Source organism: Acinetobacter sp. YH01021, from assembly GCF_013420255.1.
Classification (GTDB): Bacteria; Pseudomonadota; Gammaproteobacteria; order Pseudomonadales; family Moraxellaceae; genus Acinetobacter.
In genome coordinates, this window is sequence record NZ_VOYO01000009.1 from 88111 (window position 1) to 108921 (window position 20811).

22 protein-coding genes are annotated in these 20811 nt (G+C 40.1%); 13 read left to right on the forward strand and 9 right to left on the reverse strand.

Annotation, left to right across the window (positions count from 1 at the left end):
- Position 1: 1 nt before the first annotated feature.
- Genes FTT86_RS08665 through rfbB form a run of 6 tightly spaced genes read right to left on the reverse strand, consistent with a single transcriptional unit; the run spans position 2 to position 5769 of the window.
- Positions 2-565 (reverse strand): GNAT family N-acetyltransferase, encoded by a 564-nt coding sequence (locus tag FTT86_RS08665; protein ID WP_180181026.1) that lies wholly within the window; start codon positions 563-565, stop codon positions 2-4.
- Complete coding sequence (locus FTT86_RS08670) at positions 555-1544, reverse strand: hypothetical protein (protein WP_180181027.1); 990 nt, start codon at positions 1542-1544, stop codon at positions 555-557. Before FTT86_RS08670 ends, FTT86_RS08665 begins: the two co-directional genes overlap by 11 nt.
- On the reverse strand, positions 1525-2727 hold the full coding sequence (locus tag FTT86_RS08675; RefSeq protein WP_180181028.1) for an ATP-grasp domain-containing protein: 1203 nt from the start codon (positions 2725-2727) through the stop codon (positions 1525-1527). Before FTT86_RS08675 ends, FTT86_RS08670 begins: the two co-directional genes overlap by 20 nt.
- Positions 2727-3833 (reverse strand): DegT/DnrJ/EryC1/StrS aminotransferase family protein, encoded by a 1107-nt coding sequence (locus FTT86_RS08680; RefSeq protein WP_180181029.1) that lies wholly within the window; start codon positions 3831-3833, stop codon positions 2727-2729. Before FTT86_RS08680 ends, FTT86_RS08675 begins: the two co-directional genes overlap by 1 nt.
- On the reverse strand, positions 3830-4711 hold the full coding sequence (rfbA, locus tag FTT86_RS08685) for a glucose-1-phosphate thymidylyltransferase RfbA (protein ID WP_180181030.1): 882 nt from the start codon (positions 4709-4711) through the stop codon (positions 3830-3832). Before rfbA ends, FTT86_RS08680 begins: the two co-directional genes overlap by 4 nt.
- A complete protein-coding gene (gene rfbB / locus FTT86_RS08690) occupies positions 4711-5769 on the reverse strand; it encodes a dTDP-glucose 4,6-dehydratase (RefSeq protein ID WP_180181031.1) in 1059 nt (352 codons plus the stop codon). The genes rfbA and rfbB overlap by 1 nt, the downstream gene beginning before the upstream one ends.
- A 260-nt stretch (positions 5770-6029) precedes the next feature.
- Between rfbB and FTT86_RS08695 the strand changes: the two genes are divergently transcribed.
- The 13 genes from FTT86_RS08695 (at position 6030) to FTT86_RS08755 (ending at position 18089) form a co-directional block, all read left to right on the forward strand.
- Entirely contained in the window at positions 6030-7124 is a 1095-nt protein-coding gene (locus FTT86_RS08695; protein ID WP_180181032.1) for a polysaccharide biosynthesis/export family protein, read from the forward strand.
- Positions 7125-7127: 3 nt separating this feature from the next.
- Complete coding sequence (locus tag FTT86_RS08700; protein WP_004280882.1) at positions 7128-7556, forward strand: low molecular weight protein-tyrosine-phosphatase; 429 nt, start codon at positions 7128-7130, stop codon at positions 7554-7556.
- 20 nt (positions 7557-7576) lie between these two features.
- A complete protein-coding gene (locus FTT86_RS08705) occupies positions 7577-9775 on the forward strand; it encodes a polysaccharide biosynthesis tyrosine autokinase (protein ID WP_180181033.1) in 2199 nt (732 codons plus the stop codon).
- Positions 9776-9921: 146 nt separating this feature from the next.
- Positions 9922-11358, forward strand: coding sequence for a capsule assembly Wzi family protein (locus FTT86_RS08710; protein ID WP_180038301.1), 1437 nt, complete (start codon positions 9922-9924; stop codon positions 11356-11358).
- Positions 11359-11591: 233 nt separating this feature from the next.
- Positions 11592-12296: an FKBP-type peptidyl-prolyl cis-trans isomerase gene (locus tag FTT86_RS08715; RefSeq protein WP_180181034.1), complete on the forward strand. Its 705-nt coding sequence runs from the start codon at positions 11592-11594 to the stop codon at positions 12294-12296.
- 48 nt (positions 12297-12344) lie between these two features.
- Positions 12345-13034 (forward strand): FKBP-type peptidyl-prolyl cis-trans isomerase, encoded by a 690-nt coding sequence (locus FTT86_RS08720; protein ID WP_180181035.1) that lies wholly within the window; start codon positions 12345-12347, stop codon positions 13032-13034.
- Positions 13035-13198: 164 nt separating this feature from the next.
- Positions 13199-13933, forward strand: coding sequence for a dienelactone hydrolase family protein (locus tag FTT86_RS08725; RefSeq protein ID WP_180181036.1), 735 nt, complete (start codon positions 13199-13201; stop codon positions 13931-13933).
- Between the two features lie 93 nt (positions 13934-14026).
- Entirely contained in the window at positions 14027-14386 is a 360-nt protein-coding gene (locus tag FTT86_RS08730) for an HIT family protein (RefSeq protein WP_180181043.1), read from the forward strand.
- 162 nt (positions 14387-14548) lie between these two features.
- A complete protein-coding gene (gene mutY, locus FTT86_RS08735) occupies positions 14549-15577 on the forward strand; it encodes an A/G-specific adenine glycosylase (RefSeq protein ID WP_218954952.1) in 1029 nt (342 codons plus the stop codon).
- 69 nt (positions 15578-15646) lie between these two features.
- Positions 15647-16189 (forward strand): M23 family metallopeptidase, encoded by a 543-nt coding sequence (locus FTT86_RS08740; protein WP_180181038.1) that lies wholly within the window; start codon positions 15647-15649, stop codon positions 16187-16189.
- Between the two features lie 15 nt (positions 16190-16204).
- Positions 16205-16450, forward strand: coding sequence for a hypothetical protein (locus FTT86_RS08745; RefSeq protein ID WP_153566279.1), 246 nt, complete (start codon positions 16205-16207; stop codon positions 16448-16450).
- A 24-nt stretch (positions 16451-16474) separates the two neighbouring features.
- The gene (locus FTT86_RS08750) at positions 16475-17056 is read left to right on the forward strand and encodes a DNA-3-methyladenine glycosylase I (protein WP_180181039.1); all 582 of its coding nucleotides are present in this window, start codon (positions 16475-16477) and stop codon (positions 17054-17056) included.
- A gap of 4 nt (positions 17057-17060) precedes the next feature.
- Complete coding sequence (locus FTT86_RS08755) at positions 17061-18089, forward strand: NAD(P)-dependent alcohol dehydrogenase (RefSeq protein WP_180181040.1); 1029 nt, start codon at positions 17061-17063, stop codon at positions 18087-18089.
- Between the two features lie 48 nt (positions 18090-18137).
- On the opposite strand, the gene FTT86_RS08760 is transcribed toward FTT86_RS08755, so the two are convergent.
- From FTT86_RS08760 to FTT86_RS08770, 3 genes are all read right to left on the reverse strand, one after another.
- Complete coding sequence (locus tag FTT86_RS08760) at positions 18138-18782, reverse strand: START domain-containing protein (protein ID WP_180181041.1); 645 nt, start codon at positions 18780-18782, stop codon at positions 18138-18140.
- Between the two features lie 56 nt (positions 18783-18838).
- Positions 18839-19660: a 4-hydroxy-tetrahydrodipicolinate reductase gene (gene dapB, locus FTT86_RS08765; RefSeq protein WP_005108275.1), complete on the reverse strand. Its 822-nt coding sequence runs from the start codon at positions 19658-19660 to the stop codon at positions 18839-18841.
- Positions 19661-20261: 601 nt separating this feature from the next.
- Positions 20262-20459 carry a hypothetical protein gene (locus tag FTT86_RS08770; RefSeq protein ID WP_004280859.1) on the reverse strand — a complete coding sequence of 66 codons (198 nt, stop codon included), beginning with the start codon at positions 20457-20459 and terminating at the stop codon, positions 20262-20264.
- Between the last annotated feature and the right edge of the window lie 352 nt (positions 20460-20811).

Sequence of the window (20811 nt, forward strand, 5' to 3'; positions counted from 1 at the left end):
GTTATTCATCCCAATACTTTGTAATTTCTATATGACGATCATATTGCTCATGAGTAATTCCAACTATTACCTTATCATGTCGCTTTCCATTGCGATAAAACCACCCTTCTTTCCTACCCTCAACAACCCAACCACATTTTCGAGTATAAAAATCGATCGAACGTTCATTATAAGCAATCATATTACCGTCCAATCGATATAACCCAAGCTCTTTAAATGCGTAACGCATCATTGTCATTACGGCATCCAAAGCATAACCCTTACCCCGACTATCTTTATCTCCAAGCATAATTCCATTAAAGGCATTACTATTCTTCCAGTCTATATCAACTAAATTTACTGTTCCAATAAAACCCATTTCCTCCGTATCAATTGCAAAGTTTTGATACTTCATATTGTTATTATTAATATTCTTAATATATTCCTCAGTACTTAAACTAGAATATGGAAAATGCCATCCACCGACCATATTCCATATTTCAGGTGAATTTGACCATTTTGCTAAAAGCTCTAAATCGCTCATTTCTATGGCACGCAATGTAACTACTTTTCCTTTAATATTCATTTAAATACTCCTTAACTTTATCTACTTGAAATTGCATTTCTTCCTCTCCATATCTTTGATCACAAATTAGGTGAGTCGTATTAGATATAAAATGATCCTCTATACTACCTTTTTCAACTCTCTTTAAAGCATCTAGCCAATATGTTGGTGTATAAATTTTTGACTGAATGAGTTTATTAGAAAAGTTTTTATCTAATAATAGAGGATAAGTAAGAGGAGATTCAATTTTTTTAACATCCAGTTTAAACTGATTATATTGACCAAGTCTTGAATGCAAGTATTTAAAATTATTAAGTCGCTTCTCCTTTACATGCAAATAATCAATATTGTTTAAAATTAGTTCACTAATAGGAGATATTTTTTTAGGAATACAGTCATTCAACATAGCTTCGGCTTTTTGAAACTGCATATATCCTTGTTGTGCACAACTTATAGATCGTATAAATAGATGCTTATATTGCTCGATTAGTTCATCTTCTTGATTTGAAGCATCCACTGGTTTAATATCTTTTTCAGTGATTAAAAGACCACCATCAGCTACAGCAAAAAATTTTCTTGGCGAATAAATAGTATGAGCTCCCTCAAATGGCTCGACAAAAAAAGCTTGTGAATGGTCAAAAATAATTTTGTCACAAGGATATAAACTCACCAACTTTTCTTGGTTTTGTGTGCATATCCCAAAATAATTTACATACAATAGGTAATCATTTTTTTCTAATTCAGAAGGAATTTGAGGGTAAAAATTAGCATCTAGGTCGTAGAATTTAATATTAATTTTTAATATTTCCAAAGGCTTCAACATCGTGTCACAAATAAACTTGGGCACCCATATTGATTCCACCTTCAAATTTTGCAAAAGATCTAAAAATGCAGACCTAGCAGAATTATATTTTCTAGAGTTATGATAAGGGAACTGATTTAAATTATTTAAATCAAATCCCATATAACCACCAATTTCCCTATGATTTTGTGACGACACAAATATCATGCTCCATATTATCAATCATTTCCAACATAGTAGACATGTCTGGATATTGTAAAATCATCATTCCCAAGGTGTCATTTGAACCACTATATTTTTTTACTATTTCACCATCTGTGACATAGATATTTTTTTCAACAATCATTTTACTGGCTCTTTCAGAAATATTAAGCTTACTAAATACTCCTTGCTCTAAGCTGTGCACCATATAGCTTGACCAGAAGCCATTTACAGGTTTTTGCTGAACATAACTGCAATCTAATCCTAAAGCAGCGTCAACTGTTGCTTTAATTAAATCGACACCTGTCGCATAACGTATAACTTCAGGAATCAGACAACCGCCATTACGTGGACCCAACTCAAGAAAATAAAACTTTCCATCTTGAGAAAACATAAAATCAAAATTTAAAGCACCAGTTTTAATATTCAGCAAATCCAATAACCTTTGCGTTTCTTTATGCGCCTCATCCAATAAATCTGGTTTATGCGAAGTAGGAAATGTCTGACCTATTGGTACAAGTCCATTACACAACTTATCAAAATGCTCATCCGCCCAAGAGCGAAAAACTAGCTTACCATCTACAACAAAACCATCCCCAGCAACCTGATAGCCTTGTTTAACGATTTTTTCCTCTACAACCACTTTTTTTTCACGAGAAAAATTTAAAGCATATTGAAATGCCTTTTCCAATTGGTCCTTCGCTGTAATTTCCGTCACACCCTTACTACCAGACGAATCTACTGGCTTCACAAATGCAGGGACACTAATCTGGTCTAACCACTCTTTTGCTGCTTCTAATTTATAAAATGACTGCGACTTTGGAACATTAAAACCATGCTCCTCTAAAAAGGCTCTAAATAGATCTTTTCGTGCCAAGATCAAAACTGACTGATATGGATTACCTATTAAACCCATTTTTTCTGCAACATACGCTGCTGTAGGGGCTGCAGGATCAGAAGCATAAGCTACGATTCCATCAATTTTCAACTTTTCTGCAAGTGCCAATACTGCCTCTATATCTGTTGTCGAAACATTATGAGATTCATCTGCTAACTTATGTCCAGGATTTTCAGGTAGATAGTCACAAGTAATTACATAATGACCTTGTGATTTTGCATATTCTATCGGTGGAATTTGAGAAGGCGCTGCCCCTAAAAATAAGATACGTTTGCGACTCATCACACCACCTCCTGTTTTATAACACTTACTATTTTCTGAATATCTTGTTTACTAAGCATTGGGTACATCGGTAAACATAAAACATGCTCAGACAAAAATTTAGCCTGAGGCGTTTCTGTTCTGTACGAATGATAAACTGTTAAATCAGTCATAATTGGATAAAAATATTTACGTGCAAAAATATGCTGCTTTTTAAGCTCTTCAAACAACTCATCACGACTTAGTCGAAATGAATCAGAAACAACAATTGGGAAATATGAATAATTATCAACATCCGTTGCTGTACGTTGAATACAGCTAATCCCCTCAACACCATCTAATAATTTACGATAATAAACATCTATTTCTTTACGCATTAACAAGGTGTGGTCAATAGATTTTAATTGCAATAAGCCAAGTGCCGCATGTACTTCACTCAACTTACCATTTAAAGAAATATCATCTATTGTACTTTCATTCACAATCCCAAAATTCTTTAAACGGTCAATGCGTTGTTTCATTTCAGCACTGTGACAAACAATAGCCCCCCCCTCAAAAGTATTAAATACTTTTGTAGCATGAAAGCTCAATACACTTAAATCACCATAATTGAGTAAGCTTTTCCCATGATGTTTTACACCAAAGGCATGTGCCGCATCATAGACTAATTTTAAATTATGCTTGGTAGCAATATTTTGTAATGCTTCCACATCACAAGGGATGCCATAACAATGCACAGGTAAAATCGCGACTGTCTTATCAGTTATGGCTTGCTCAACTTTTATAGGGTCAATATTAGATGTGTGTGGGTCAATATCAACAAAGACTGGCGTGAGTTTATTCCAAACTATCGAATGAGCCGTAGCAACAAAAGTGTAAGGCGTCGTAATTACTTCACCTTGTTCAAGCCCAAGTGCCTGTAGTGCTGTTACTAACGCAATTGTTCCATTATTAAATAATGAAATATAATCAACGCCCAAATACTCACAAAGCTCTTTTTCCAACTGCTGATGTAATGGTCCACAGTTGGTTAAAATTTTATTGTTCCAAATTTGCTCTAAATAAGGAATAAATTCTTCAAGCTCAGGTAAAACAGGCTGAGTTACATAAATTGACTCTTGGCTCATATCTCATTCACCAATGAAATTAAATACTGACCATAATCATTTTTACTCATGCTCTGACCAATTTCTAAAACCTGTTCTTTACTCAGCCAACCATTATTCAAGGCAATTTCTTCTAAACACGCAACTTTATAGCCCTGACGTTTTTCAATAGTCTCTACAAACTGCGCTGCCTCAAGTAAGCTCGCATGTGTCCCTGTGTCCAACCATGCAAAACCACGTCCAAGCAATTCCACATTTAAATCACCGCGCTGTAAATACATCTGATTAACTGTGGTAATTTCCAACTCTCCACGTTCAGAAGGCTTCACTTGTTTCGCAATTTCAATTACATCATTGTCATAAAAATACAAACCGGTAACTGCAAAGTGAGATTTAGGTTGTTTAGGCTTTTCTTCTAAAGAAATTGCGCGCTTTTGTTCGTCAAACTCAACCACACCAAAACGCTCAGGGTCTTTCACCTGATAGCCAAATACCGTTGCACCTTTTTGACGTGCGACGGCTTGACGGAGCATTGGGGTAAAACCTTGACCATAAAAAATATTATCTCCAAGCACTAAGCAAACATTACTATCCCCAATAAAGCTTTCACCAATAATAAAAGCCTGTGCCAAGCCGTCTGGGCTAGGTTGGACGGCATATTCAAGCTGAATACCAAATTGAGCGCCATCACCCAATAAACGTTTAAAACCATCTATATCTTCAGGAGTACTAATAATCAGTACTTCACGAATACCTGCAAGCATAAGTACAGAAAGCGGGTAATACACCATTGGCTTGTCATAAATAGGCAATAATTGCTTAGATACCCCTTTGGTAATCGGATATAAACGTGTACCTGAACCGCCCGCTAAAATAATACCTTTTGTTGTATTTGACATTATGAATTTACACCCAATCTTTCACGTTGGTAACTGCCATCTTGCACTCGATGACACCAGTCTAAATTATTTAAATACCATTGCACCGTTTTACGGATTCCAGTTTCAAATGTTTCCGTTGGTGTCCAATCCAATTCTTTTTGAATTTTTGTGGCATCAATCGCATAGCGTAAGTCATGCCCCGGGCGGTCTTTTACAAATGTAATCAGTGATTCGTACGCTTGACCATTCACCTGTGGTTTTAACTCATCCAAAATTTTACAAATAGTTTTGACCACTTCAATATTCTGTTTTTCATTATGACCACCAATATTATAGGTTTCACCCACTACACCCTCGGTCACCACTTTATATAAAGCGCGTGCATGATCTTCTACAAATAACCAATCCCGAATTTGCTGACCATTGCCATATACTGGCAAAGGTTTAGCATTCAGTGCATTTAAAATCACCAATGGAATTAACTTTTCTGGAAAGTGATACGGACCGTAATTATTTGAGCAATTGGTCACAATGACAGGTAGGCCATAGGTTCTGTGCCAAGCACGTACCAAATGGTCTGAACTTGCTTTAGAGGCAGAATATGGAGAGCTTGGCGCGTATGAAGTTGTTTCGGTAAAAAGATCAGTTGTACCTTCTAAGTCGCCATAAACTTCATCAGTTGAAATATGATGAAAACGAAAGTTCTGTTGTGCCTCAACGTCAAGACTCATCCAGTACTTTCGAGCAGCTTCTAATAAGGTATAGGTTCCCACAATATTGGTTTGTATAAATGCGGCAGGACCATCAATTGAACGATCTACATGCGACTCTGCGGCCAAATGCATAATTGCATTAGGTTGAAAAGCATCTATGGCAGCTGTAATTTGCTCAGTATTACAAATATCAATTTGTTTGAACTGATAGTTTGGATGCTGATCAATTCCTTTTAATGACTCCAAATTACCTGCATAAGTCAATTTATCAATATTAAAAACTTGATTATTGGTATGTTGAATAATATGACGGATGACTGCTGAACCAATAAAACCGGCGCCACCAGTGACAAGAATTTTCATTTATATGACCTTAAATGTCTTTTTAAGAATTTTACCAACAGGAGTATAAAATTTTGCAGTTATTGTAGACATAAATTAAAAAAAAGATATTAATACAGTATTAAATTTTAACCAATCATCAAAAAAATAAAAAAATAAATATAAAAATCAAAAAATTAAATTAAAAATGTAAATTAAAAATGTTTTGAAGATATTCAATAATTAGATTTTGCACTACAATCCTTTCCTAATAACGATGTATTAAAATTAAGGGCTTGAATGTGAAGTATCAACGCACATCCATTTTATTCACTATTTCAATATTATTTTCTGGTTGTACGCTTACTTCCGGTTTGCAAACCTATGATTTGCCTCCTCAAGGTAATTACAGAACCGATCAAGGCGCAGAGCTTTCAGTCATACAAATTACGCAAGACAATATTCCTCGTATCGAACTCAATAACGCTCAGAATTCCAATACTATTTTTCACTTATTTAACAAGCCTCAACAAGTCTATAAATTGAGTTCAGGTGATGTTCTCTCAATCCAACTTTGGGCCTACCCAGAAATCACCCCCCCTATTCAGGATATTTCAAATGTAAAAGCTGCAGGTTATCCCATAGACTCTAGTGGCAACATACAATTACCTTTAGTGGGACAGGTACGGGTAGCCGGGAAAACACTGGCTGAAACCAATCGTTTTTTACGCAGTCAATTTGCACGCTATTTGAAACACCCTGATGTGGTGGTTCGAGTATTGTCTTATGAAGGTCGTCGCTATTTTGTCAATGGACAAGTCATGCGTAGTGGCCAATATACGCTAAATGATCAGCCCATTAGCATCTATACAGCACTCGGACAGGCAGGTGGTATTAATACTGAAACAGGTGACAATACCAATATTCAATTGATCCGGGAGGGTCAAACTTTTGACCTCAATGTACTACAACTAGAGAAACAAGGCCTATCTTTACATAATTTACTGATTCAACCGAATGATACTATTTTTGTGAATACTAAACAGAATCAAAAGCTTTATGTTATGGGTGAGTCGAGTAAAAGCCAAGCGCTGGCTTTACGTGAACAAGGTATGACCCTAAGTGATGTTTTGGGTGAGAGTGAAGGAATTAATCCTTACTCCGCAAGTGCGGCTAAAATCTATGTAATGCGCACCGATTTAGCCACCAAGCAGTCCACTGTGTATCACTTGAATTTAAGCAGTTTTGGTAATTTGGGCTTAGCTAATCAATTTCAAATGAAAAAAAATGACATCGTTTATATTGATGCCACTGGATTAACGCGCTGGCAACGTATTGTTAACCAGATTATTCCGTTCTCTAGTGCACTCTATAGCTTTGACCAACTGGGTAAATAAAATATGCAAATTCGGAATATTTTGGTCGTCTGTGTGGGAAATATTTGCCGTAGCCCTATGGGCGAGTTTTTTCTCAAGAAAAATCATCCTAACTTACATATTGAGTCTGCTGGTCTTTCTGCCATGGTAGGCCATAGTGCTGATGATAAGGCCATTGCAAGTATGGCAAGAAAATCAATTGATATGAGCTCACATGTCGCAAAACAAATTGATGCCAACTTAATCAAAACTGCAGATTTAATTTTAGTGATGAGTTCAAATCAACAAAAACATATAGAAAAGACTTGGCCATTTGCTAAAGGTAAAGTATTTCGTTTAGGACATTGGCAAGATCAAAATGTTCCTGATCCTTATAAGCTTGATCAAGCATTTTTTGAAGAAACATGTAATAACATCGAATCTTATGTTTCGGATTGGCAATCACATATTTAATTTTATCTAGTAGTTTATCCATGAATCAAAATTCAAGTACTAATGACGATACCATTGACTTAAAAGAATTATTTTTTTCGTTAATTGCACAATGGAAAGTGATCGCGCTTTGTATCATCCTGAGCTTAACCTTCGCATTACTTTATTTACGTGTTACTCCCTCAATTTATTCTGCTGATGCAATGGTTCTAGTAGAGGATAATAAAGGCGCTGGAGCTGCTGCCCTTTTGGGTGGGTTGAGTGATGCTATTCCAGGGGGAATGGGGGGGAAATCTCCCGCAGATGCTGAGATTGAAATATTAAACTCACGCATGATTTTGGGACAAACGATTCAAAATTTGCACCTTGATATCCAAATTAAAGATAATAGTAATACTTTATTTAATCGTCTGATTAAAAATGGCAAAGCTGAAGTTCTTTATAAAAAGGATATGGTGGTTTTCCAAAAAGAAAATCAAGCCTTCTTAATCAAAACATTAAAAATTCCAAATTACTATCTAGATAAAAAATTAGAGTTAAAATTCACGGATAACAACCAGTTTACTTTCTCTTATAAAGATGAAGTGATATTTAAAGGTCAATTGAATTCCAGCAATCAAACCATAGATTCTAAGGGCCTCTGGGAAGTGGCAATATTTAGCAAATCTCCGTTTAAAGAAACATTTACTATTACTAAACTTGCACTACCTACAGCAATGCGGTTCTTAAAAAATGACTATGGTGTAGCAGAGAGAGGGAAAAACTCCGGTGTTATTGGTCTAAATTATAATGGCAATGATAAGGAACATATTACTCAAGTTCTGAATAATATTTTATCCGTCTATCAAATACAAAATATTCAACGCAAGTCTTTAGAATCTAAACAAACTTTAAATTTTCTAGACAAACAGCTGCCGGAACTTAAACAGCAACTTGAGGAATCAGAAATCAAGTTCAACCGTTTCCGTGAGCAATACAATACTATTGATGTAACTCAAGAAGCCGAGTTAATGTTAAAGCAAAATGTTGAACTGGAAAAGATGAAAATCCAATTACAACAACAGCAAGCGGAACTTTCTTCAAAATATACCCCTGATCACCCTCTTATGTCGGCGATCAATGCTCAACTTGCTGAAATTAATCAAAAAACATCAGAAATGACACAATCTATTAAACGTTTACCAGAAACACAACGATTATATTTACAGCTATATCGAGATGTAAAAGTAAACACTGAACTGTATACCGCACTCTTAAATAGCTATCAGCAATTGAAAATTGCAGAGGCTGGTGAAATTGGTAATGTCAGAGTTATTGACCAAGCTGTTGAACCCGTTAAGCCAATTAAACCCAAGTCATTAATTATAATAATTTTATCAATTTTTGTCGGTGGTTTTATTGGAGTATTGATTGCACTATTACGAAATATGATGCGTTCAGGCATTAAAGACGCAGCGCAAATTGAAAATGAGCTTGATCTGCCAGTCTATGCCACTGTACCGCGCTCTGTTATTCAAGAAAGTCGTATTAACCTATTAAAGAAGAAAAAGAATATTCCTATTCTTGCGGTTAAAGATAGCAGTGATATCGCGATTGAAAGCCTCCGTAGCATGCGAACAGCAATTCATTTTGCCTTAATGAATGCGACCAATAATGTGATTGCAATTTCTGGTCCTGCACCTGAAATTGGAAAATCATTCATTACCACTAACCTTGCTACTATTTTAGCGCAAGGGGGAAAACGGGTTCTGATCATTGATGGTGATCTACGTCGTGGCTATTTACATAAGTACTTTAATGCCGAAGTGCAACCAGGTTTAGCAGAATTATTGAATCACCAAAATAGCTATGAAGAGGTGGTGCAAAATTCAACTGTAGATAACCTGTTTTTTGTGACACGTGGTAAGAGTCCGGTTAACCCGTCTGAACTATTAAGTACAGATCAATTCAAAACTTTCCTAGATCAGGCATCTGCTCATTTCGATCATGTACTGATTGATACGCCACCTGTGCTTGCGGTGACCGATGGCATCATTATTGCGCAATATGCAGGCGTGAATTTATTGATTGCCCGTCATGCTAAAACGAAAATTAAAGAACTTGAAATTACTGTTAATCGTTTTGAACAGGCCAATGTCAAAGTCAATGGCGTGATTCTTAATGATGTACAACAAGGGGCAGCAGGTAGCTATGGTTATAATTATGCCTATGCTTATACCGCAAATAAAGACAATGACTAATTCATTGTAAACTTTGATATCACACCTTGCTAGAGGCAGGGTGTGATAGTTCTCTCTATCACATTTATTCCAAATGTTCATTGTTGAAAAAATCAACTAAAAACCCTATCTTGGTTACAGTTTAAAACTCCTGAGAATATACAAAAATGTTACTTAAAACACTGCTCGCCAGCTTGGCATTAAGCTCCTCACTAACCTTTGCTCAAGGCATCGTTTTAAATGACCAAAACCTGCGCACCGATTTAAACTGGTTAAATCAGCAAGGTGTGATTCAAGTTAGCACTTCGACCTGGCCAATGAGTGGTGATGAAATCCAACGCGCCCTTTCTCAGGCCCAAGTCAGCAATAATAATCAGCAAAGAGTCATTGATTCAGTCATGGCTCATTTGAATACCAACAACCAGTTACTTAAAGCATCACTATTTGCAGAGACAGATCAAAAAAATATTCCTCAAGCCTTTGGCGATCAGCAAAAAGCGCAATACCAGGCGGGTGTAGAGTTGAATACAGGCAATCAGAATTGGGATGCCAGACTTCGTATCAATGCAGAAAAAGATCCCCAGATTGATAATGATCAAGATGTGAATATTGAAGGGTCTTACCTTGCAGGTAAATTATGGAATCAATGGCTGATTGCTGGACAAATTCCGACCTACTGGGGACCTGGTCATGATGGCAGCTTAATTCGGGGTGATGCCAGTCGTCCTGTGTATGGTGTGACCATGCAGCGTGCCGAACAGCATGCTTTTGCAAGCAAATGGCTATCTTGGATTGGACCTTGGCAATATCAAGCCTTTGCCGGACAACTGGATGACTACGATGCTATACCTGATGCCAAACTGATTGGCTTACGTGTCACCGCACAACCTTTACCCTATTTGGAGCTGGGTGCATCGCGTGCTATGCAATGGGGTGGTGGTGACCGTTCAGAAAGTCTGTCTACACTCTGGAATGCTATAAAAGGCAATGATAACTTTGATAATAGTGATGATGATAAGTCTAACCAAATTGCAGGTTTTGATGCGCGCTTAAATCTACAACCACTGTTGCAAGTCCCAATGGGGATGTATGCACAATATGTTGGTGAAGATGAAGCGGGCGGCTTACCAGCCAAAAAAATGTATCTGGCTGGAGTCGATTATTCTGCTAGCTATAATAATATGCCTTTCCAGCTGTATACCGAATGGACAGATACCCGTAGTAATGGTAGTGCTGATGGTATTTCATACAACCACCATGTTTATACCGATGGTTTTTATCAGCATGGTTACCCATTAGCACATGCGATAGGTGGTGATGGTCAAATGATTTCAGTAGGCGGTGATATTCGTTTCGATCGCCTGAACCGTGTTAATGCTCGAGTGCTGTTTGCCAAGTTGAATGAATCCAACCGAACTACTAATTTAGCTTTTCCAATCCAAGATGAATTAAAAGCTGTTGATGTGAGCTGGACACATTATTTACGCCCAGATATTCCACTGAAACTAAATGGCTGGATCAGTGATTCAGACTTACGTGGTAATGATGGTGGTGCATCGATTGGAATTGAATTTCCTTTAGAAAAAAGCTTGTTTTCTTACTAAGCTCTTTGCAAAATACAATTTCGGTTAGAGCAATCTTTGTTCCTAGACATTCTCGAACAATGATTAAAATCTGAAAAATAACAAAACCAGCTATTGCTGGTTTTTTTATCTCTTTAAACTTCAACATAATTGCGGTGTCCGCTTGCTAAAAAACCACCCATTCTGCAAGATTTCTCAAAATTTTCTGCTAAGATGGAATGAACCTCAACGATAACATTAGATTGGAATAATACATGAGTAAGGCCTTACCGATTGCTGTCGCTGTTCTTTTAGGCGGTGCCGCGCTAGTACCTGTTTACTATGCAACTCAAAACCCAGCTGCTCAAACCACAAAAGCATCTAAAGATGCCTCTGCTGTTTCAAAAATTAGCTATGCACTCGGTTATGAAGTCGCTCATCAAACTCCACCTGAGCTGGATATTAACAGCTTTGTGACAGGCGTTCGCGAAGGTCATGCCCGTACTGCTCCTGCTTATACTGAAGAAGAATTACAAGCAGCCTATGAGCAGTTCCAAAAAGAAATGCAGCAGAAGCAAGTGGATAGTGCCAAACAGGCTCAGGCATCAAGTGATACTTTCCTAACCGAAAATGCCAAAAAAGCTGGAATAAAAACCACAGCATCTGGTTTGCAATATTTAGTGACCAAAGAAGGTACGGGCAAGCAGCCTGCAGCAACTTCAATCGTGAAAGTACATTACACAGGGAAATTGTTTGATGGTACCGTGTTTGACAGTTCGGTTGAACGTGGCGAGCCGATTGAGTTCCCACTCAATCAGGTCATTCCAGGCTGGACCGAAGGTCTGCAACTGATGAAAGAAGGTGGTAAAGCCACTCTGTATATCCCATCTAAACTCGGTTATGGTGAACAGGGCGTGCCAGGTACGATTCCTCCACACAGTACTTTGATTTTTGATGTGGAACTCATTGAAGTAAAATAATCCACGAAAAGGAGAGCAACGCGCTCTCCTTTATTTTGAGAATTAATCATGAAAATACAAACAAGTTTGATGGTTTTACTGCTGAGTTCTGGCAGTCTGTTTGCCAAAGAAGTTACCAATAAAAGCCCTGAGGCTGAACAGGTCGGCTACAGCTTTGGTTATCTGATGGGAAAAAGTAATGCTGACTCCTTACAAGGCATTGATCTGGATGCCTTTAGTGCCGGTTTAAAAGCGGCAGCCGCTGGGAAGCAGGCGACTTTAAGTGAAGAAGACATGGCGCGGGTCTTGACCCAGTTTAAGCGTCAGGCTGAAGCCAAAGAGCTGATTACCCTGAAAAAGCAGGCTAATGAAAATGCCAAAATTGGTCAGGCATTTCTGGCTGAAAATGCCAAAAAACCGGGGATAAAAACCACCAAATCAGGACTGCAATATCAAATTCTTCAGGAAGGTAAAGGGAAATCGCCGAGCGCAAATAGTAATGTCCGCGTACATTATGAAGGCCGTTTGATCGATGGTACGGTTTTTGATAGCTCGATTGCCCGTAATCAGCCCGTGGTATTTCGTACCACCCAGGTCATTACCGGCTGGACCGAAGGTTTACAGCTGATGAAAGAAGGTGCCAAATATCGTTTCTTCATTCCGGCCGAACTGGCCTATGGACAGATTGGTTCAGGGGATGTAATTGAACCGAACAGTACTTTAATTTTTGATGTGGAATTACTGGAAATTATTAAATAATAAGTCCTATTTTTCCAGATCTAACATCGGAGAGGTTTTATATTTGCCTCTCTTTTTTTATGGGCTTAAGTATCCGTAAATCGCAGGTTTTCATGTCACATTCCTATCAGTTTTGCTATGTTATGTTTTAATCAAGCAATTCAACAACAATAGAGGACGTCAGCATGGCAGCAATCAAGACCCGCGAAATTCATTATACTGCACAGGATGGCAGCCCATTAATTGGTTATTTTGCCGCACCAGAAACAGATACAGTCGTTGCCGGCGTATTGGTCGCACCAGAATGGTGGGGGCGTAATGAATATACTGAACAGCGCGCTCGTGAACTTGCAGAACATGGTTATGCTGCCTTGGCCATAGACATGTATGGTGATAAAAAAATGACCACCCATTCTGATCAGGCTTATGAATGGATGATGCAGACTTTCGAAGATCCTGACACCATTGTGAATCGTGCAACAGCTGCCCTGAATGCCTTGGCAGCACAGGATGAGGTCAATCCTGAAAAACTTGCAGCCATTGGTTTCTGTTACGGCGGCAAAGTGGTACTGGATCTGGCTCGTTCTAATGCACCGTTAAAAGCTGTGGCCACTTTCCATGCCAATCTGTCTCCGAAAGCCCCGGCTCAGGAAGGTCATGTTCAGGCAGAAATTCTGGTGTTACATGGTGAACTCGACAGCATGGTGACCCTGGATGATGTCGCCAGTTTCCGTGAGGAAATGCATGCTGCCAAAGTCAAGCATGAGGTGATTGTTTTTGAAAATGCCAAACATGGCTTTAGCAACCCACTTGCGGATGAACGGGCCAAAGCCAATGGTGTGGATCTTGGCTACAATGCAGAAGCGGAACAAAAAGGCCTGGCAGCAATGTATGCCTTGCTGGACCGCCACTTGGCATGAATAGAAACCACTATCCGGCTTGTTCACAGGCTGAATATTCTAGATACTTCATGAAGAAAAGAAGATAAATCCTACCAGAGGAGAATGTGTATGATGGCTGAAACCAACTGCCCCTACTGCAATTTTGACGAATATGATGTCATTGCCAAAAATGATTATGGTGTGGTGTTGCCTGAACCAAATTCATTGTCCGAAGGTCATTGTGTGATCATTCCATTGCGGCATGTGGCCTCATTTTTTGAAGTGACTGACAAAGAACGTAAAAGTTTGATGTCTTTATTGGAACAGGCACGCAATGAACTGCAATTACGCTACCAGCCTGCCGGTTTTCATGTCGGTTTTCTTGATGGTGAAGTATTTCAGGAAAAGGTTGAACATCTGCATATTCATATTATTCCGCGTTATGCAGGCAAGACCTTGAAGCTGGATGAGCGCTGGGGAATTAACGATTAACCGGGTTCTTTATCAAAAATAAATGCTCTCTGGAGCATTTATTTTTATGAGAACAATATTCTATTTCAGTAGATTCGCATCTGCGTTTTTATCTCACTTTTCACATTCCCACCATACTGATTCCGCTATACTAGCTGCTGCTTATTCGGTTGCTATGTGTTCATGTTTGTATTTTCAGATGCCCTGTTGGAATGGTTTGATGTGCATGGTCGTCATGACTTGCCCTGGCAGGTGAGCGATGATCCGTATAAAGTCTGGGTCTCTGAAATCATGTTGCAGCAAACCCAGGTCAAAACGGTACTGCAATATTTCGAACGATTTATCCAGCGTTTTCCGACGGTTCAGGACTTAGGTCAAGCCTCATGGGATGAGGTAGCACCCTATTGGGCAGGTCTTGGCTATTATGCCCGCGCCCGCAATCTGCATAAAGCGGCTGGTATCGTAACCGCACAGCAGCTGTTCCCTCAAACCCTGGAAGAATGGATGGCCTTGCCCGGCATTGGGCGTTCTACCGCTGGCGCCTTGATGTCACTGGGTTTACGTCAATATGGCGTGATCATGGATGGCAATGTCAAACGGGTATTGTCACGTTTCTTTGCCATTGAAGATGATCTGTCCAAACCGGTACATGAACGTGCTCTTTGGCAACTAGCAGAACAGCTTTGTCCGATCGAACGCAATCATGATTATACCCAAGCGATTATGGACTTGGGCGCGACCGTGTGTACGCCGAAAAAACCTTTATGTCTATATTGCCCGATGCAGCAGCATTGCAAGGCGCATCAGCAAGGTCTAGAAAATGAATTGCCTTTTAAAAAGGCCAAAAAACCGGTGCCGCTGCGCTCTGCTCAGGTCTTGCTGATCCAGTCCGGTTCAGAATGGCTCTGGCAGCAACGGCCCAATAGCGGTCTTTGGGGCGGTCTCTGGTGTCTGCCGATTATTGAAAATGAACATGAATTGGAACAGCGATGCCAACAGCTGAGCCTTAAAAATATCGTCAAAAAGACCCAGATTAGCCACAGTTTTACCCATTTTACCTGGCACCTTGAAGCGATTGTTTTTGCTGTAGATCAAGATCAGCAGGAACATCTGGCGATTGAACTGCACGGCTGCTGGATGAGTCCGCAAACAGCAACCGAGGCCGGCATTCCGACTGCCATGAAAAAATTGATCACTAGCGTAAATCTGTGACATAGTCTGAATAAAGCAAAATATCGATTAGCTCAACATGAGCATTGCCAATATTTAAGGATGAATAAAGTGCGCCAATACCTTGCTTTGACGTGGATCGCTTTGATTGCTGTGCTGCTGGCTGCCTGTAGCAGTACACCGAAAAAACCCCCTGCTGTACAGCTCAATCCTATCGTCGTGCAAAAACTGAAAAGTATGCGAGTGCCGTCCTCTCTGCCCATCCCGGTGGCACGCGTACAGGCACGTGAATTATCAGATACCTGGGGCGCTTCGCGCAGTCGCGGACGTTTACATGAAGGCATTGATATCATGGCTCCACGTGGAACCGAAGTCTTTAGCGCGACTGAGGGCCTGATTGCAGATTTACGTAACAACAATTTGGGTGGTAAAGTAGTCTGGATTCTGGGCCCGGGCGGCTCCTGGCATTATTATGCGCATCTGGATGGACATAAACGTGGCTTAAAAGTGGGCGACTATGTCAAAAAAGGCCAGCTGATTGCTTATGTCGGCAACAGCGGTAATGCCCGGCACACTGCACCACATCTACATTATGGAATTTATTTACAGGGTAAGGGTCGCGGTGTGGTCAATCCCTATCCCTATTTACGTTAATTTTAGGATATTTACATGTCAGAAGCGTTGATCAATCGTCTGGTGGAATTTGCTGAATCAGGCAATCAACAAAAAATTGTATTGAATGGTCAAACTTACCAGGGCTGGGTGATGGAAATTACCGAGGATGTGCTTCTGATCAGTACTGGTTATGCCGACAAGGCCGGTAAAGATATGTGGATTCTATTTAGCGATCTGGATCAGGCTGAATTGTCGTACTGGGACAATCAGCAGGATCAATGGACTGTGTTTAAATTATAAAAGCATCAAAACAAGGAGCATCACATGACTGTGCAACGCTGTGGCTGGTGCTCCGATGATCCGCTGTATATCACCTACCATGACCAGGAATGGGGACAGGCCCTGCTGGATGAAAATCGCCTGTTTGAAATGCTGTGTCTGGAAGGACAGCAGGCCGGTCTGGCCTGGATTACCGTTCTCAGAAAACGTGAAGCTTATCGTGAACATTTTTTTCAATATTCGATTGAATCTATCGCCTCACTTACAGATCAACAACTCCAACTGAAACTCGAAGATGCTAGCCTGATACGGCACCGCGGCAAGCTCAATGCCATTCGGGAGAATGCCCAAGCCTGGCTAAAGCTACAGCAGCAAGGGATCAATCTGGTGGAATGGCTCTGGTCTTTTGCAGCGCAACCCCGACTGAATAATGATGTTGCAGATTATCGTCAGGCACCCGCACAAACCATTGAGAGCCAGCAGATGTCTAAAGCACTCAAACAGTCTGGTTTTAAATTTGTTGGACCCACCATTTGCTATGCCTTTATGCAGGCCGTCGGCATGGTCGATGATCACGAAAATCATTGTGACTTTAAAACAATATCCTCCCAATCAAAAAAGGGCTGAACTTATGTCGAATAATATTATCCAGGCCTATGCTGCAATGTCAGCAGGTGCTGCACTCGAACCCTATCAATTCGATGCTGGCGAACTACAGCCACATCAGGTCGAAGTCAAAGTAGAATACTGCGGCCTGTGTCATTCTGATATTTCGGTGATCAATAATGACTGGGGTTCATCGGTTTATCCGGTGGTGGCTGGACACGAAATTATTGGCACCATTACTCATCTGGGCTCAGAAGCCAAAGGCCTGAAAGTGGGTCAACGCGTTGGTATCGGATGGACAGCGGAAAGTTGCCAATATTGCGATCCTTGTATTTCAGGCCAGCAAGTGCTGTGTACTGGCGGTCAGGTGGCGACTATTGTCGGACATGCCGGTGGTTTTGCCGATAAAGTGCGTGCCGGCTGGCAATGGGTCATTCCCCTACCTGAAGATCTGGATCCTGAAAGTGCCGGCCCTTTACTCTGTGGCGGGATTACCGTATTCGATCCGATTCTCAAACATCAGATTCAGGCCATTCATCATGTTGGCGTAATTGGTATTGGCGGTTTGGGTCATATCGCGATTAAACTGCTCAAAGCCTGGGGCTGCGAAATTACCGCCTTTACTTCCAGTCTGGACAAAACCGATGAGCTGAAAGCCATGGGTGCTGATCATGTGGTAAATAGCCGTGATGTGGCCGCGTTAAAGGCACAACGTGGCAAATTTGATTTATTATTGAGTACGGTCAATGTCACCTTGAACTGGCAGGCTTATCTGTCCACTCTGGCACCGAATGGTACTGTGCATATGCTGGGTCTGCCATTAGAACCGATGCCGATTCCGGCGGGCATGCTGATTGGCGGCGCCAAGTCTGTTACCGGCTCTCCAACCGGTTCACCGGCAGCCTTACGTCAGTTACTGCAATTTGCTGCGCGTAAAAATATTGCCCCACAAATTGAAGTCTTCCCGATGTCACAGCTGAATCAAGAAATTGAACATCTGCATTCAGGTAAAGCCCGCTACCGGATTGTACTTAAAGCAGATTTTGAAGCTTAAACTCTGCCTGTTTCAATCTGTCAAAAAGACCTAGCAATTGGGTCTTTTTTATTGTAATACTTCCGGCAAAACTGCAAGGCCTGAAGGCTTGGCCAGCTCGGTCTTCATTTTCTGCAGCATCTGATAAGGTTGTTGTTGCACGAACAAATTCACAAAGGTCAAAGGAATCGAACCTTCCGGATTGGCATAACCATAGGTTGAAACCTTGACCTTATTATTGGCCAGTTTCTGAAAAGTCCAGTCGCCCTGATAATCGGTTAAACGCACATAATCTGGGTTTAAAGGATAACCACTTTGGATGGCTTTATTCTTGATGGTGATCTGGCCATTGGCTTCCTTGATCATATTGCCCTGCACAATCAGGTCACGGTCTTTTAAGGGAAATGGAAAATCCAGCACCATATACAGGGTAAAGTCACCTTTTTTATCATCACGGGACAGGATCTTGATACTATCCATATAGGGAACCCACTGTACTGCATGCTCAACATTCAAAATGAGGGACACGGCATTTTCAAGCGGTGCAGTATAGGTCGTTTCAGCTTTATAGAGAAAAACCGGGTTTTGTTCATTCTGGTAGGTCCAGACCTTGATATTGTTTTTATGAATACTGAGTTTAGGCGTCCCGACAGGCTTGGCCTGCGCAATGGCACCAAGCGCCACTGCACAGAGCAGGAAAATCATTTTTTGCATTTTTTATTCGTCTTATTTTAGTTTTATACTTTTTTATAAATGATTTTGACTCGGTTTTAAACCTGAATATCGTTAAAACCAAGCACGTCCTTCATATCATATTTACGCGCTTCACGGCCGACGACCCAAGCTGCAGCACGTACCGCACCAGAAGCAAAGTTCATGCGGTTAGTCGCTTTATGAGTAATTTCCACACGTTCCCCATCGGCAATAAACATTGCAGTATGTTCACCGACAATATCGCCACCACGAATGGTCTGGAAGCCAATGCTCTTACGCTCACGCGGACCAGTATGACCTTCACGGCAATATATCGCATCTTCTTTCAGGTCACGACCCAAAGTTTCCGCAATCGCCTCACCCCACATCAAAGCTGTACCCGATGGCGCATCTACTTTGTGACGGTGATGTGCTTCAATCACTTCAATATCAACCGTATCGCCAAATACTTTAGAGGCCAGTTCAAGCAGTTTGATCGAAACGTTCACACCCACTGAATAATTCGCTGCATAAACTACAGGAGTTTCCGTGGCAGATTCCTCCAAATAGGCTTTTTGCTCGTCATTCATACCGGTGGTACCAATCACGATTGCGACCCCTGCTTCACGGCAGATTTTAAGATGATTGACGGTCGCTGCTGGCGCAGTGAAATCGATCACGACATCACAGTCTTTGACTACATCGGTAAGGCTACCCACGACCTTAACACCTGTTGCGCCAATTCCGGCAAGTTCGCCAGCATCAGCACCTAATAGTGTACTTTCAGGGCGTTCTACTGCAGCCGCCAATTGATAACCTGCTTCATGCACAGCCTGAATAAGGATACGCCCCATACGACCGCCTGCACCTAAGATCCCAATGCGTGGTGTAGCTGACATAACATAGTCCTGATGTTGATCCAAAATTGCTCTTACTATAGCAAAACTGCGGAATAACACTAAGATGCATTGCATAAAAATCAATGAAAATACTCAAAGAGCGAAATCACTGATATTGATAAGAGTTTTAATCAAGCTTAAGAAGTTAGGCTATCACTTCCGTCAAAGCTATACGATATACATCAACTTGACTCGTCATATAGTTTTTAGCAATTGCTCATATAACTTGAATAAGCTTATTCATAATTTTATCGCTATGATTTTGAAATGATTTACTGAGATTACTGATTTTTGAAGTTAAACAGACGACTTGCCAATACAGTTTTTCCTGTTTAGGCTCGCCATTATTAAGTCAGCTCAAAATCTTGATGATTTAAATCTCAGTTAGATTAACGGGATTCTTATGCAAGACTTTTACTAAATTTTAATTATGAATATCTACTTTTGAATTGATGAGTAGATAGGATTTTAAGTCTTATTGAGACTAAAAGGACTCAATTTTGCCTTATACAAAAATCAGTCCTTAGATTGAGCAAATTAATTCTCTAGCTCTTCGGGAACTTATTAAAAATAATAATACCTAAAGCAAAATTTGCCTGGTCTATACAATTTTGAAAATTTTTCCACTTAAGGTACTTTGAAAGCACATTTCAAAACTGGGACGAATATCTTCACCATCTACAGTGATATGTTTTATATTGGAATGAGATTGTGTTTTAGAAAAATGATGATCGACTGTTGCTTGAATAGCGTGTTGAGCCCCAAACTGATCCTTTACACTAATACTTTGTTTAAGCATATCTATACCTTTTAATAATAGTTAAAGTGGCAAAATATCCACTAAAAATTGATATTTCTGAATTTTATCTTTAAATAACTTTATGATTTAGCTTAAATAATTGATTTATAGAAGTATAGAATGTACGACCATCTAAGTTTAAATCTACCTCAACTCCAGATGAAAGAAGAACTCTTTTACCCACTTCAATTCTTTTTAAACCCTGACGTGTATTTAGAGGTGGTCCCACTTGTTTGAACAACTAAAAGCGTATTTATAAGTGATATTCCGCTCTAGTTAAGCCACCTTGTTTTGTTGGGGTAGCTGATCATAGTAAAACTCATTTGGTGTCATTTTGTCTAGACTCGAATGA

Coding starts and splice junctions, on each gene's coding strand:
- FTT86_RS08665 (WP_180181026.1), bottom strand. CDS start 565: ATGAATATTAAAGGAAAAGTAGTTACATTGCGTGCCATAGAAATGAGC.
- FTT86_RS08675 (WP_180181028.1), bottom strand. CDS start 2,727: ATGAGTCGCAAACGTATCTTATTTTTAGGGGCAGCGCCTTCTCAAATT.
- FTT86_RS08680 (WP_180181029.1), bottom strand. CDS start 3,833: ATGAGCCAAGAGTCAATTTATGTAACTCAGCCTGTTTTACCTGAGCTT.
- rfbA (WP_180181030.1), bottom strand. CDS start 4,711: ATGTCAAATACAACAAAAGGTATTATTTTAGCGGGCGGTTCAGGTACA.
- rfbB (WP_180181031.1), bottom strand. CDS start 5,769: ATGAAAATTCTTGTCACTGGTGGCGCCGGTTTTATTGGTTCAGCAGTC.
- FTT86_RS08700 (WP_004280882.1), top strand. CDS start 7,128: ATGCAAATTCGGAATATTTTGGTCGTCTGTGTGGGAAATATTTGCCGT.
- FTT86_RS08705 (WP_180181033.1), top strand. CDS start 7,577: ATGAATCAAAATTCAAGTACTAATGACGATACCATTGACTTAAAAGAA.
- FTT86_RS08710 (WP_180038301.1), top strand. CDS start 9,922: ATGTTACTTAAAACACTGCTCGCCAGCTTGGCATTAAGCTCCTCACTA.
- FTT86_RS08715 (WP_180181034.1), top strand. CDS start 11,592: ATGAGTAAGGCCTTACCGATTGCTGTCGCTGTTCTTTTAGGCGGTGCC.
- FTT86_RS08720 (WP_180181035.1), top strand. CDS start 12,345: ATGAAAATACAAACAAGTTTGATGGTTTTACTGCTGAGTTCTGGCAGT.
- FTT86_RS08725 (WP_180181036.1), top strand. CDS start 13,199: ATGGCAGCAATCAAGACCCGCGAAATTCATTATACTGCACAGGATGGC.
- FTT86_RS08730 (WP_180181043.1), top strand. CDS start 14,027: ATGGCTGAAACCAACTGCCCCTACTGCAATTTTGACGAATATGATGTC.
- mutY (WP_218954952.1), top strand. CDS start 14,549: ATGTTTGTATTTTCAGATGCCCTGTTGGAATGGTTTGATGTGCATGGT.
- FTT86_RS08745 (WP_153566279.1), top strand. CDS start 16,205: ATGTCAGAAGCGTTGATCAATCGTCTGGTGGAATTTGCTGAATCAGGC.
- FTT86_RS08750 (WP_180181039.1), top strand. CDS start 16,475: ATGACTGTGCAACGCTGTGGCTGGTGCTCCGATGATCCGCTGTATATC.
- FTT86_RS08755 (WP_180181040.1), top strand. CDS start 17,061: ATGTCGAATAATATTATCCAGGCCTATGCTGCAATGTCAGCAGGTGCT.
- FTT86_RS08760 (WP_180181041.1), bottom strand. CDS start 18,782: ATGCAAAAAATGATTTTCCTGCTCTGTGCAGTGGCGCTTGGTGCCATT.
- dapB (WP_005108275.1), bottom strand. CDS start 19,660: ATGTCAGCTACACCACGCATTGGGATCTTAGGTGCAGGCGGTCGTATG.
- FTT86_RS08770 (WP_004280859.1), bottom strand. CDS start 20,459: ATGCTTAAACAAAGTATTAGTGTAAAGGATCAGTTTGGGGCTCAACAC.